This is a genomic window from Pseudomonas sp. PB101 (assembly GCF_009764265.1).
In the GTDB taxonomy this organism is placed as follows: domain Bacteria; phylum Pseudomonadota; class Gammaproteobacteria; order Pseudomonadales; family Pseudomonadaceae; genus Aquipseudomonas.
This window is the reverse complement of record NZ_RWIR01000052.1, coordinates 1-12,818: the sequence shown is the minus strand read 5'-3', so window position 1 is coordinate 12,818 and position 12,818 is coordinate 1. Positions and strand designations below refer to the sequence as shown.

General features: G+C 59.4%; 12 protein-coding genes. 2 read left to right on the top strand and 10 right to left on the bottom strand.

All coding sequences use genetic code 11. The features are described from left to right. Positions 1–44 precede the first annotated feature (44 nt). The 10 genes from EI969_RS15125 to EI969_RS15080 all read right to left on the bottom strand — a co-directional run bounded on the left by EI969_RS15125 (position 45) and on the right by EI969_RS15080 (position 10,000). Positions 45–2,006, bottom strand: a complete 1,962-nt coding sequence (locus EI969_RS15125; RefSeq protein WP_160388502.1) for a DUF4105 domain-containing protein — start codon at positions 2,004–2,006, stop codon at positions 45–47. Further along, on the bottom strand, positions 2,003–2,323 hold the full coding sequence (locus EI969_RS15120; protein WP_103397965.1) for a DUF2388 domain-containing protein: 321 nt from the start codon (positions 2,321–2,323) through the stop codon (positions 2,003–2,005). The genes EI969_RS15125 and EI969_RS15120 overlap by 4 nt, the downstream gene beginning before the upstream one ends. Before the next feature lie 27 nt (positions 2,324–2,350). Then, on the bottom strand, positions 2,351–2,668 hold the full coding sequence (locus EI969_RS15115; protein ID WP_160388501.1) for a DUF2388 domain-containing protein: 318 nt from the start codon (positions 2,666–2,668) through the stop codon (positions 2,351–2,353). Between the two features lie 109 nt (positions 2,669–2,777). Beyond that, a complete protein-coding gene (locus EI969_RS15110; RefSeq protein ID WP_095967832.1) occupies positions 2,778–3,098 on the bottom strand; it encodes a DUF2388 domain-containing protein in 321 nt (106 codons plus the stop codon). Positions 3,099–3,507: 409 nt separating this feature from the next. Continuing rightward, positions 3,508–3,723 carry a DUF1127 domain-containing protein gene (locus EI969_RS15105; protein ID WP_007969750.1) on the bottom strand — a complete coding sequence of 72 codons (216 nt, stop codon included), beginning with the start codon at positions 3,721–3,723 and terminating at the stop codon, positions 3,508–3,510. 321 nt (positions 3,724–4,044) lie between these two features. Next, on the bottom strand, positions 4,045–5,538 hold the full coding sequence (locus EI969_RS15100; RefSeq protein WP_160388500.1) for an acetyl-CoA hydrolase/transferase family protein: 1,494 nt from the start codon (positions 5,536–5,538) through the stop codon (positions 4,045–4,047). Positions 5,539–5,751: 213 nt separating this feature from the next. Further along, the gene (locus tag EI969_RS15095) at positions 5,752–7,185 is read right to left on the bottom strand and encodes an NAD(P)(+) transhydrogenase (Re/Si-specific) subunit beta (RefSeq protein WP_095967830.1); all 1,434 of its coding nucleotides are present in this window, start codon (positions 7,183–7,185) and stop codon (positions 5,752–5,754) included. Further along, a complete protein-coding gene (locus EI969_RS15090; protein WP_053152987.1) occupies positions 7,182–7,532 on the bottom strand; it encodes an NAD(P) transhydrogenase subunit alpha in 351 nt (116 codons plus the stop codon). The genes EI969_RS15095 and EI969_RS15090 overlap by 4 nt, the downstream gene beginning before the upstream one ends. Positions 7,533–7,543: 11 nt before the next feature. Further along, positions 7,544–8,665, bottom strand: a complete 1,122-nt coding sequence (locus EI969_RS15085; RefSeq protein WP_160388499.1) for a Re/Si-specific NAD(P)(+) transhydrogenase subunit alpha — start codon at positions 8,663–8,665, stop codon at positions 7,544–7,546. Between the two features lie 435 nt (positions 8,666–9,100). After that, positions 9,101–10,000 carry a LysR family transcriptional regulator gene (locus EI969_RS15080; protein ID WP_160388498.1) on the bottom strand — a complete coding sequence of 300 codons (900 nt, stop codon included), beginning with the start codon at positions 9,998–10,000 and terminating at the stop codon, positions 9,101–9,103. A 157-nt stretch (positions 10,001–10,157) separates the two neighbouring features. Between EI969_RS15080 and EI969_RS15075 the strand changes: the two genes are divergently transcribed. Next, positions 10,158–11,339, top strand: coding sequence for an acyl-CoA dehydrogenase (locus EI969_RS15075; RefSeq protein ID WP_007969743.1), 1,182 nt, complete (start codon positions 10,158–10,160; stop codon positions 11,337–11,339). An 11-nt stretch (positions 11,340–11,350) separates the two neighbouring features. Then, positions 11,351–12,571, top strand: coding sequence for a CaiB/BaiF CoA-transferase family protein (locus tag EI969_RS15070; RefSeq protein WP_160388497.1), 1,221 nt, complete (start codon positions 11,351–11,353; stop codon positions 12,569–12,571). Positions 12,572–12,818 lie beyond the last annotated feature (247 nt).

Genomic DNA, 12,818 nt, shown 5'->3' with positions numbered 1-12,818 from the left:
GATTCACCGCTTTCGCGAGCAGGCTCGCTCCTCCAGGTTACGGGTCAAGGCAACTCTAGCCCGCCCGCTGCCTTATGCAGTTTGCGCAAGTGCTCGCCAATCTGCTTCAGGTTGGCCTCGTTGGCGGCCATTTCGGCGGCGCGGTCTGGTTCAAGCAACGCTCTCACTTCCTTGTCCAGATCCCCGGACAGCGCCAGGAGCTGTTTCTGGCGCTGGCTGCTTTCCGATTCCAGATGCTCCCACTCGCTCGGCTGCGGCAAGCCATAACCGTTGGTGCCCAGCAGTTCCGCCGGACGGCTGAGGAAGCCACTGTTGGCGAGAATGTCCTTGAGGGTCTCGTTGGCCTTGTCCATGCCACCACTCTTCAGTTCCCGGGCGCCCAGATAGCGCTGTTTCACTTCATCCTGGGCCAGCAGCAACTGCTGACGGTAACTGGCCTGCTCCAACAGGAGCAACGCGGCGCTGGTGCGCAAATCGGCCTGCTCGAACCACTGCCGGCGTTGCGCGGCTTTCAGGTCCAGCCAGTCTTCGACGGTTTCCTGCTTGATCGGCAAGTGCTTTTTCAGGATCTCGAACATGGCCTGGTAGCGCTCGCGGAAAGAATCGAATCGATAGCCCAGGCGCAGCGCTTCCTTGGGATCGTCGAGCACGCTGGTATCGGCGAGCCCGCGGCCCTTGAGCACTTCCAGCAAGCCGTTGGGCATGATGTTGTCGAGCCCTACCAACTTCGGGTTGTTGGTGCCGCCGCGCAGCAACTTCAGCTCTTCCACCGCGCAGTTGTTGGACAGGAAGAAATAGTTGCCGTCGTAGCTCCAGTGCATCTCGGCGGCACGTTCCACGACGTCTTCAATCTCTGTGCGCGACAGGTTCAGGGGCACGGAGGCCAGGCTGCGCAGTTCGGTCTTGGTGTATTCGTCGATGACCTGGGACAGCGGCAGGATAAACAGCCGCGACGGGTATTTGCCGACCAGGCCATCCCAGCTCGACAGCTGCACGTCGCCGACAAAGGCGCGGTACGACAGCACCAGATGCTGATCGAGATCGAGTCGACAGTCCGGTCCGCGTGGTCGGCCGGGTGCGCAGATCACCAGGCGCAACATGCTGTGGCCCCAGCGGCTGAACAGGTTCTGGTTGGCTTCGGCCAGCAGATAGTCGACGGCATAGACCCGCTCCGGATCGACCTGACCCAATGGCGTCTTGGCGAAGTCGTTACCGGCATTGAGGAAGGAGACGGTTTTGCTGCAGGTTTCCCTGGCGGCAGGCGCCCAGCCGAAATGCTCTTTGTAGTAGCGGTACAGTGCGGGACGGCGGCAAGCGTAGGTCGGGTCGAGGAGGAAATACTCCATGTTGACCGCGACGAATTCCTTTGGACTGCTGGTCTCGTAGATATCCGGAGTGCGGGCAATCTGGCGATTGTGCTGTTCGCGTTCCCCGCGGCGGCCTACGTATTGCTGCCAGCCGGCGAGGTCGAGCAGGCGCGGATCGTCGCTGAGGGTAAAACGCCGACCGGACTGACCCCGGCATTGGTCGGGAATGCCAACCAGCCCTGAGCTGTCACTGCGCTGGGTGCAGCGCTGGATCAGCTTGCGTTCGGGGTCCGGCCACAGGCGCGAGCGATCATAGATATGAGTCAGCTCGTGCAACACCGTGGCCAGCATTTCCCGGCGCACGGTGCCGTGGGGGCGATGGGTTTTCTTGCTCGCGGCGCTGCCATCGGTGAGGCCGGCCAGCAGGTTGCGGTTCAGATCCAGCTCGGACACCAGCGAGGCCTGGCCGTAGGCGTTGCGCGGCATGTCATCAGTCCAGCCGACAACGATGCGTCGATCCAGTTGCTCGATAAAGCGTGGCGGCAATGCCTGCATGGCCTCATCGAGCAACGCCTGGCTGGCTTGCTGTTGCGTGGGAGTCAGACCTTCGGTCTTGAGTTGTAGCTGAAGGCCTGCGTGGGCCGTGTTGCCGAACAGCAACAGGGCCCCGGTCAGCAGCCAGGCGCGTGCACGCCTCACAGTGCGAGGATGGCTTCGGCGAGATCCTGATCGCTGGCGTCGCGCGCTTCCGGCACGCGGGTGCGCAGCAAGTCGAAAGCGGATTCCAGGTGAGCGCCGCGAATGTCGCCGTTGCTGGCAACGAAACTGGCGGCATCGTCCTGGGCCTCGCGCACGATTTTCGAGTCGCGGATGGACGTGGTGGTATCGGAGGTGAAATCGAGGGTGCGCTGGGTAGCACGGATCAGAATGTTACTGGTGGCAACCAGAGTATGTGCCTGGGTCACGTCAGCCAACAGCAGCAGGCCTAAGGTGGCGGCAATCAGCGGATTACGCATGGAACGACTCCAGAAAAACAGGGATAACTATTGGACGAGAATTGCTTGCGCCAGTTCAAGGTCGCTGGCATGAAGTTTTGCCCGGGTTTGGCGCAGGTACCGCAGGGCTGACTCCAGCCGTGCGCCTCGCAACTGGCCGTCACTGGCAATGAACGCCGCGGCGTCATCATGGGCGGCGAGCAGTAGTTTATGGTCGAAGGGGGCGGAGGTCACGAGGCTTGTGGCGTAACCACTGGCAACGGTGCCCTGGGTGGACAGATTGAAGGCGTCGAAGGCATGGGCCGAACCCGAGTAGCCAAGCGCAAGAAAGACTGGAGCGATCAGTGTATTTGAAAGAAAGCGCATGTGACTCGACTGTTGAAAGTGAGCCGCAAGGCTAACGCAAGGTCCATTCTTGAGCCAGCGTCGAAACATGGGGACACTTCAAGCGTGCCCCCAAGTCTTGAGCTGTCGCTTAGATCGTCAGGATCGCTTGCGCCAGTTGTGCGTCTGTTGCGCTCAGTTGCGGCGCCTTGTGACGAATGTGGTCGAGGGCGCTTTCCAGTTTCACGCCGCGGATGGAGCCTTCGCTGGCGACGAAGCTGGCGGCGTCGTCACGGGCGGCGAGGACGATCTTGTCATCCTTGAACGACGACGAGACGATGTTGGTGGTCGCATCGGACGTGGCTTTGAGCGCGTTGACAACCGCATCCGTGGTCACGATGAAGCTGGTGGCTTGGGCACTGGCAGCCACGGCAAACAGAGCCGCAGCGCTAAGCAGGCGAAGACGGGACATGGGTAACTCCTTTTGGTAGACCATTTGAAATATGGCGCAGTGTCTGCAAGTCAGACGCCAGGCACTCGGCGTTCGCCACGTTCTGCATTGATATTAGGCCTGTATGTGTCGGTTCGAACAGTCCTGGCCATGCGAGCAGGCAGTCAGCGCCAGAACGGTTTGTCCAATTCATTGCTGCGCTCGGCGTGGCTGATGCCCGGGTCCGAGAGCTGACGAGCCTCGAAGGCGATATTGTACTCATTCAGTTTGCATGTTTTTCAAACTGTACTGGTATCGAGGTTTCCCTACTGTAAGTGCAGAATCGACAGGCCAAAACGACAAAACCCGTCGTGGTTTCCCACGACGGGTTTTGTTTTTTCAATTCGGGTTGCTGGCGGTGGACCTTGAGGTCAGAGCCAGCGACGCTGAGTTAGCGCCAGAACGGCTTGCTCAGCTCTTCGTAGCGTTGTGCTTCGCTAATCCCGGCGTCAGCCAGCAGACGCGAATCCAGGCGAGCCAGTTGATGGCGGCTGGTGATGCGGCGCTGCCACAGCATCAGGTTGGCGATAACGCGCAGAGGCAGGGAAGCCTGGGTTTTTGCAGCAGTGTCTTCGAAGAACAGATCGGAACTGAGTGTACGTTCCATGGTGGTCATCCTTCCGCTTGTGGCGGGATTAGGTAGTGGTTTAACTGGTGCCCATGATCCTCTTGTTTGCCTAGTCTCTGTAGATACAGTTCATCTGTATTGTGAGAGCTCAGTTAACTGTTTATAGGGGGTGTACTGGTCAAAATTGAGGCAACTGTACCTATCTGCACTGTTTAAGTGCAAAAATGCAGTTTCTGCTCGAAAAGGTAGGAGTTTTCCGTCAGAAATGACCAGTACAGCAGTACAGTTTTTTTCACTTCTTGAGAATGGTCAGAGCAAGCTGACGAAACTGTGTTTGCGCCAGCTGCTTTTCTGTACCAATTACTTCTTCAGCATCTGCCCGGTTTCTTCCAGGTTGATGTGCCAGCTCAGGGCGTCACGCAGGATGTGTGGGGTGTGCCCGCCGATGGCGCACGCGGCGGTGAAGTAATCGTTCAACGCCTGGCGGTAATCCGGGTGCACGCATTTGTCGATGATGACCCGGGCACGCTCCCGGGGCGCCAGGCCTCGCAAGTCTGCCAGGCCCACTTCGGTCACGAGGATGTCGACATCATGCTCGGTGTGGTCGACGTGGCTGACCATCGGCACCACGCTGGAGATCGCGCCGCCCTTGGCGATTGACTTGGTCACGAACACGGACAGGTGCGCGTTGCGTGCGAAGTCGCCCGAGCCACCGATGCCGTTCATCATCCGCGTGCCGCAGACGTGAGTGGAGTTGACGTTGCCGTAGATGTCGAACTCCAGAGCCGTGTTGATGCCGATGATACCGAGGCGGCGCACGACTTCAGGATGGTTGGAGATCTCCTGCGGGCGCAGAACCAGCTTGTCCTTGTACCGCTCGAGGTTGCCGAACACATCGGCGTTGCGCCGGCTCGACAGGGTGATCGAACTGCCCGAAGCAAAACTCAGCTTGCCTGCGTCGATCAGGTCGAAGGTAGAGTCCTGAAGTACTTCGGAATACATCGTCAGGTCTTCGAACGGCGAGTCGATCAGGCCACACATCACCGAGTTGGCGATGGTGCCGATACCGGCTTGTAGCGGGCCGAGCTTGTTGGTCATGCGTCCTGCTGCCACTTCCTGCTTGAAGAAGTCGATCAGGTGGTCGGCGATGGCCTGGGTCTCGGTGTCCGGTGCCAACACCGTGGAGGGCGAGTCAGCCTGGTTGGTGACCACGATGGCGACGATCTTTTCCGCTGGAATCGGGATGGCGGTGCTGCCGATGCGGTCGTCGACCTTGACCAGTGGAATCGGCGTGCGGGTCGGGCGATAAGTCGGGATATAGATGTCGTGCAGACCTTCCAGGTTCGGGTTGTGCGCCATGTTGATCTCGACGATCACGTGCTTGGCGAAAATCGCGAAGCTGGCCGAGTTGCCTACCGAGGTGGTTGGCACGATATGCCCTTGCTCGGTGATCGCCACGGCTTCAATCACGGCAATGTCCGGCAGTTTCAGTTGCTGGTTGCGCAATTGCTCCACGGTTTCCGACAAGTGCTGGTCGATGAACATGACTTCACCGGCGTTGATCGCCTTGCGCAGGGTGCTGTCGACCTGAAACGGCATGCGTCGCGACAGCACGCCAGCTTCGGTCAACTGCTTGTCGAGGTCGTTGCCCAGGCTAGCGCCAGTCATCAGGCTGATCTTCAGCGGCGTGACCTTGGCACGTTCGGCCAGCGCCTGAGGAACGGCCTTGGCTTCGCCGGCGCGAGTAAAGCCGCTCATGCCGACGGTCATGCCGTCTTCAATCAGGGCGGCGGCGTCGGCAGCGCTCATCACTTTGTCCAACAACGAAGGCAGGCGAATACGGTCACGGTACATGGATTGTTATCTCGGGCAACAGGTAGCAGGACGTGCAGTCTAGTGAATTGCGCCGGCTTCTGTCCCGCTACCAAGGTCGCAATCGAGGCGTCTATTCCGGGCCTTTCAAGCAAAACACCGTTACCGGATCGGTAACAAAAGAATAGTTTGTCCGACGATTTGCGCAAACAAAAACGCCCCGACAAGTCGGGGCGTTCTATGTGCCGCAGAGGGTTAGTCGACGGCTTTTACCATGTCTTCGATGACCTTTTTAGCGTCACCGAACACCATCATGGTCTTGTCCAGGTAGAACAGTTCGTTATCCAGGCCGGCATAGCCGCTGGCCATCGAGCGCTTGTTGACGATGATGGTCTTGGCCTTGAACGCTTCGAGGATCGGCATGCCGGCAATCGGCGATTTCGGATCGTTCTTCGCGGCCGGGTTGACCACGTCGTTGGCGCCCAACACCAGCACCACGTCGGCCTGGCCGAACTCGGAGTTGATGTCTTCCATCTCGAACACCTGGTCGTAAGGCACTTCGGCCTCGGCCAGCAATACGTTCATATGGCCCGGCATACGACCGGCCACCGGGTGGATCGCATACTTCACGGTCACGCCGCGATGGGTCAGCTTCTCGGTCAGTTCCTTCAGCGCATGCTGTGCCCGTGCTACCGCCAGGCCGTAGCCCGGAACGATGATCACGGTGTCGGCGTTGGTCAGCAGGAAGGTCGCATCGTCAGCCGAACCGGATTTCACCGGACGGGCTTCCTTGGCGCCTGCAGGGCCTGCGTCGGCTGTATTGCCGAAACCGCCGAGCAGTACATTGAAGAAGGAGCGGTTCATCGCCTTGCACATGATGTACGAGAGGATCGCACCGCTTGAGCCCACCAGCGAACCGGCGATGATCAGCATCGAGTTGTTCAGCGAGAAGCCGATACCTGCCGCCGCCCAGCCGGAGTAGCTGTTGAGCATCGACACGACCACTGGCATGTCCGCGCCACCGATCGGGATGATGATCAGCACACCCATGATGAAGGCCAGGGCCAGCATCAGGGCGAAGGCGCTGAGGTCGCCGGTCAACATGAAGGTGATGCCCAGGCCCAGTGTAGCCACGCCCAGCAGCAGGTTCAGTTTGTGTTGGCCGGTGAACTGTACCGGTGCGCCCTGGAACAGGCGGAACTTGTACTTGCCCGAGAGCTTGCCGAAGGCGATGACCGAACCGGAGAAGGTGATCGCACCAATGGCGGCACCGAGGAACAGCTCCAGGCGGTTACCGGCCGGGATCGCGTCACCCAGTTGCGCAACGATACCCAGCGACTGCGGCTCGACGACCGCCGCAATGGCGATGAACACCGCGGCCAGGCCGATCATGCTGTGCATGAAGGCGACCAGCTCGGGCATCTTGGTCATTTCAACGCGTTTGGCCATGATCGAGCCGGCAGTGCCGCCGATCAGCAGGCCGACGATCACGTAGACGATACCGTCTTGCGCCAACTCGGCACCGAGCTTGTAGATCAGGCCGACCGTGGTGAGGATCGCCAGGCCCATGCCGAGCATGCCGAACAGGTTGCCGCGGCGCGACGTGGTGGGGTGCGAGAGGCCCTTGAGCGCCTGGATGAAGCAGACCGAGGCGATCAAATACAGGGACGTAACCAGGTTCATGCTCATGCTTGCTGCACCTCAGCCTTGACTGCTTCGGCCTTGGCAGCCGGAGCCTTGGCCGCTTTCTTCTTGAACATTTCCAGCATGCGGCGAGTCACCAGGAAGCCACCAAACACGTTGACGGCGGCCAGGGCCACGGCCAGGGTGCCCATGGTCTTGCCCAGTGGAGTCACGGTGAGGGCGGCGGCGAGCATGGCGCCGACGATGACGATGGCCGAGATGGCGTTGGTCACGGCCATCAGTGGGGTGTGCAGTGCAGGTGTCACATTCCAGACCACGTGGTAGCCGACATAGATGGCCAGCACGAAGATGATCAGGTTGTAGATACCGTGAGAGATCAGCATGTCTTCCATTGTTTTTATCCTCAGCCGTTCTTGCGCACGATCTGGCCGTCGCGGCACATCAGGCACGCGGCGACGATATCGTCTTCAAGGTTGATCACCAGTTGTCCTTCTTTATCGAACAACAGTTTCATGAAGTCCAGCAGGTTGCGTGCGTACAGCGCCGAAGCATCGGCCGCCACTGCGCCGGCCAGGTTGGTCGGGCCAACGATGGTCACGCCATTTTCGACGACCACCTGATCGGCCACGGTCAGCGGACAGTTACCACCCTGCGCCGCCGCGAGGTCGATGACCACCGAGCCCGGTTTCATCTGTGCCACGGTTTCCGCGCTGAGCAACGTCGGCGCCTTGCGGCCCGGAATCAGTGCGGTGGTGATGACGATGTCAGCTTGTTTGGCGCGTTCGTGCACGGCCAGGGCCTGACGTTGCATCCAGCTGGCCGGCATCGGACGGGCGTAACCGCCGACACCAACGGCGCATTCGCGTTCTTCGTCGGTCTCGTAAGGCACGTCGACGAATTTGGCGCCGAGGGATTCGATCTGCTCTTTAACCGCAGGACGCACGTCGGACGCTTCGATCACCGCACCCAGGCGTTTCGCGGTAGCGATTGCCTGCAAACCGGCCACGCCAGCACCGAGAATCAGCACGCGAGCGGCTTTTACGGTACCGGCAGCGGTCATCAGCATCGGCATGAAGCGCGGGTAGTAGTGCGCGGCCAGCAACACGGCTTTATAGCCGGCGATGTTGGCTTGCGACGACAGCACATCCAAGCTCTGCGCACGGGAAGTGCGAGGCGCAGCCTCCAGGGCAAATGCGGTAATGCCGCACTCGGCCATTTTGGCGATGGTTTCGTTGTTGAACGGATTGAGCATCCCGACCACGACGGTGCCGCTTTTAATCAGCGCCAACTCGCTGTCGCTGGGCGCGACCACCTTCAAAATCAGCTCTGCGCCAAACGCGTCATCGGCGCTGCCAATGGTTGCGCCTGCCGCTTCATAGGCACTGTCGACAACGCTGGCATTAATGCCGGCGCCGCTTTGTACAGTGACCTTATGGCCCTGGCCGATCAGCTTCTTGATGGTTTCCGGGGTTGCAGCAACCCGTGTTTCACCGGTCTGGGTTTCGAGAGGAACACCAATGTGCACGTCAAATCTCCTGCGTGATCTTATTGAGTAAACCCATGCACTACGGATGGTGCGGCTGGGGCGGCCGATCAGCACGATCCCGCCAAAATGAGGCGGGGCGCGGCATTTTGCAGGCGAACTTTGTGCCCTTCAAGGGATTATGACGGGTGACGGAAAATTAACTACAAGTCACCCCGTGACCGAATGTCGCAACCAACCGGCTCGATCCCTTGCAGACCGTGCTTTTCAAGGATTCTGGCCGAAATTGAAGAATTTACACATCGGCCGTATGAATGATGCGGCATCGCTTCGAAATAGTGGCGCAAAGCCGCGTGGTCAGGCGCTTGTGGGACGTTTGTACGACTTCTCGATACAGTTTGCTGCTATGCGACAAATACGTATATCTGTAGGGCTTTTATTTTTCTGACTACGAGGTCAAATAACATTGGAGAGCCTTTAACCCTCTAGGCTGTAGCTGTGCGCCTGATTTACCAGCCAGTCACGAAATGCCCTCAAAGACGCAGATTCGACCTTTCGCTCAGGAATCATCAGGTAATAAGCCTTGATGCTGGACAGTGCCTGGGGGTTGGCGATCACCAGGCGTTTTTCTTTCAACTCGCGTTGAATCAGGAACGGCGGGATCAACGCAATCCCCATGTCGTGCATGGCCGCCTGGGCGAGCATTGAGAATAGCTCGTAGCGCGGGCCTGTCATGTCTCGCGGGACATTCAGGTGTTGGGAGTCGAACCATTGGCGCCAGGCGTAGGGGCGTGTGGTCTGTTGCAGAAGAGGCAGCTCGGCGATGTCCGCGGGCGTCAGGCTGGTCTTGTTTCCCTGTAGGCTGGGGCTGCAAACAGGCATCGGATTTTCACCCATCAGCCTGTGGGATTCTGTACCTGACCAATCCGCATCACCGAAGTAGATGGCGGCATCAAAATCAGTGTCGGCGAACAGGAACGGCCGCGTCCGGTTGGTCAGGTTGACGGTCACTTCCGGGTGTTTTTGCTGGAAGTCCTTGAGTCGCGGCAGCAACCACTGGGTGCCGAAGGTCGGCACCACGGCCAGCTCGATCACGTTGGCGCCCTGCTGGCCCATGACCGACAGCGTGTCTCGCTCGACCGCATCAAGCTGAGTGGCCACTCGACGGCTGTAGGAAAGCCCGGCCTCCGTCAGCTTCACTCCACGCCGCGAGCGTCGGAACAGTTCCACGCTGAGGAATTCTTCAAGGCTGGCGATCTGTCGGCAAATCGCCCCTTGGGTCAGCGAAAGTTCCTGGGCGGCCTTGGTGAAGCTCTCGTGGCGCGCCGCTGCCTCGAAGCTGATCAGGGCCGTGGTACTGGGTATCTTTCTGCGCATGTACGTCAACCTCACTAATGGATCGCATAAAAGCTCTTTTTCGACCTTTCGGAGTGAGAAAATAGCACAACAGTATGCGAAATCCTCGTTTGCCGTAGAGCCGATCCGGGCCTAGGATCAGTCCACGTTATTTGACCCGATTCGAGAGGACACACTCATGGGCGGTAAAGCTAGCTTCAACTGGATCGATCCCCTGCTGCTGGATCAACAGCTCACTGAAGAAGAACGCATGATTCGCGACACGGCTGCGCAGTTCGCTCAGCAGAGCCTCGCGCCGCGCATTCTTGAAGCTTTCCGCCATGAGAAGACCGATCCGGCGATCTTCCGCGAAATGGGCGAAGTGGGTCTGTTGGGCGCAACCATCCCCGAGCAGTACGGAGGCAGTGGCCTGAACTACGTCAGCTACGGCCTGATTGCCCGTGAAGTCGAACGTATCGACTCCGGCTATCGTTCGATGATGAGTGTGCAGTCCTCGCTGGTGATGGTGCCAATCAATGAATTCGGTACCGAAGCGCAGAAGCAGAAGTACCTGCCGAAACTGGCCTCGGGCGAGTGGATCGGCTGCTTCGGTCTGACCGAGCCTAACCACGGTTCCGATCCGGGCGCGATGATCACTCGTGCACGCAAAGTGGAAGGCGGCTACAGCCTCACTGGCAGCAAGATGTGGATCACCAACAGCCCGATTGCCGACGTGTTCGTGGTCTGGGGCAAAGACGATGCCGGCGACATCCGCGGCTTCGTTCTGGAGAAAGGCTGGAAAGGCCTGAGCGCTCCGGCGATTCACGGCAAGGTTGGCCTGCGCGCATCGATCACCGGTGAAATCGTCATGGACAACGTGTTCGTGCCGGAAGAGAACATCTTCCCGGATGTGCGCGGCCTGAAAGGTCCCTTCACCTGCCTGAACTCGGCGCGCTACGGCATCTCCTGGGGTGCGCTGGGTGCGGCCGAGTTCTGCTGGCACACCGCTCGCCAGTACACCCTGGATCGTCAGCAGTTCGGTCGCCCATTGGCCGCCACTCAGTTGATCCAGAAGAAACTGGCCGACATGCAGACCGAAATCACCATGGCGCTGCAAGGCTGCCTGCGTCTGGGTCGCATGAAGGACGAAGGCACTGCGGCGGTCGAAATCACTTCGATGATGAAGCGCAACTCCTGCGGCAAGTCCCTGGACATCGCGCGCATGGCTCGTGACATGCTCGGTGGCAACGGCATCTCCGACGAGTTCGGCGTAGCGCGTCACCTGGTCAACCTGGAGGTGGTGAATACCTATGAAGGTACTCATGACGTCCACGCGCTGATCCTTGGCCGTGCGCAAACCGGCATCCAGGCGTTCTATTAAGGAGAACGTCCATGGGCGCGCTATCGCATCTACGGGTACTGGATTTATCGCGGGTGCTGGCCGGGCCTTGGGCCGGACAGATCCTGGCCGACCTTGGCGCCGAAGTGATCAAGGTCGAGCGCCCGGGTAACGGCGATGACACGCGCGCCTGGGGGCCGCCTTTCCTCAAGGACGCTTATGGCGAGAACACCAGCGAGGCCGCCTATTACCTGTCGGCCAATCGCAACAAGCAATCGGTCACCATCGACTTCACGCGCCCCGAAGGCCAGAAGCTGGTGCGCGAGCTGGCGGCCAAGTCGGACATCCTGATCGAGAACTTCAAGGTCGGTGGTCTGGCGGCTTATGGCCTGGACTATGAATCGTTGAAGGCGATCAATCCGGATCTGATCTACTGCTCGATCACCGGGTTCGGCCAGACCGGTCCTTACGCCAAGCGTGCGGGTTATGACTTCATGATCCAGGGGCTTGGCGGCCTCATGAGCCTGACGGGCAGACCTGAAGGCGAAGATGGCGAGGGGCCGGTGAAGGTTGGCGTGGCACTCACGGACATCCTGACCGGGCTGTATTCGACTGTCGCGATCCTGGCCGCGCTCGCGCATCGGGACCACGACGGCGGTGGTCAGCATATCGACATGGCGCTGCTGGATGTGCAGGTGGCTTGTCTGGCCAACCAGGCAATGAACTACCTGACGACAGGCAATGCGCCTAAACGCCTGGGTAATGCTCATCCGAACATCGTGCCCTATCAGGATTTTCCTACGGCGGATGGCGATTTCATCCTTACCGTCGGGAACGATGGGCAGTTCCGCAAGTTCGCGGAAGTGGCCAGGCAGCCGCAATGGGCGGATGATCCGCGTTTTGCGACCAACAAGCTGCGGGTGGCAAACAGGGCGGTACTGATTCCGCTGATCCGCCAGGCTACGGTGTTCAAGACCACTGCCGAGTGGGTGGCGCAGCTTGAGCAGGCTGGCGTGCCTTGCGGGCCTATCAATGACCTGGCGCAGATGTTTGCCGACCCTCAGGTCAAGGCACGCGGATTGGCTATCGAGCTGCCGCATGCGCTGGCCGGAATGGTGCCTCAGGTGGCGAGTCCGATTCGACTGTCGCAGACGCCGGTGGAATACCGCTATGCACCTCCTTTGCTGGGAGAGCACACGCTGGAGGTTTTGCAGCGGGTGTTGGGCCTGGATGCCGGGACGGTGTCTGCATTCAAGGCTTCGGGCGTTCTCTGATTGGTCTCTTCTATATAGAGGGGCGTTCCGGCTCTTCTATATAGTCCCCTTTGGGCTGTTTTGGCCCTTTCTGCAAGTCATTGATAGAAAAGCTAAATCAGTGCTTGACGGCAGATTCTGGAAGCCTATAATTCGCCCCACTTCCGGCGCAGTCGAAACGGAAAACTCCTTGGTAAACAATGAGTTACGCAGATTTCGACAGCAGGTGCTTCAGGTCATCGAAGCCAAAAGGAAGTTGAAAAAGAGG

Coding starts and splice junctions, on each gene's coding strand:
- EI969_RS15110 (WP_095967832.1), bottom strand. CDS start 3,098: ATGTCCCGTCTTCGCCTGCTTAGCGCTGCGGCTCTGTTTGCCGTGGCT.
- EI969_RS15100 (WP_160388500.1), bottom strand. CDS start 5,538: ATGTACCGTGACCGTATTCGCCTGCCTTCGTTGTTGGACAAAGTGATG.
- EI969_RS15095 (WP_095967830.1), bottom strand. CDS start 7,185: ATGAGCATGAACCTGGTTACGTCCCTGTATTTGATCGCCTCGGTCTGC.
- EI969_RS15115 (WP_160388501.1), bottom strand. CDS start 2,668: ATGCGCTTTCTTTCAAATACACTGATCGCTCCAGTCTTTCTTGCGCTT.
- EI969_RS15120 (WP_103397965.1), bottom strand. CDS start 2,323: ATGCGTAATCCGCTGATTGCCGCCACCTTAGGCCTGCTGCTGTTGGCT.
- EI969_RS15105 (WP_007969750.1), bottom strand. CDS start 3,723: ATGGAACGTACACTCAGTTCCGATCTGTTCTTCGAAGACACTGCTGCA.
- EI969_RS15070 (WP_160388497.1), top strand. CDS start 11,351: ATGGGCGCGCTATCGCATCTACGGGTACTGGATTTATCGCGGGTGCTG.
- EI969_RS15090 (WP_053152987.1), bottom strand. CDS start 7,532: ATGGAAGACATGCTGATCTCTCACGGTATCTACAACCTGATCATCTTC.
- EI969_RS15080 (WP_160388498.1), bottom strand. CDS start 10,000: ATGCGCAGAAAGATACCCAGTACCACGGCCCTGATCAGCTTCGAGGCA.
- EI969_RS15075 (WP_007969743.1), top strand. CDS start 10,158: ATGGGCGGTAAAGCTAGCTTCAACTGGATCGATCCCCTGCTGCTGGAT.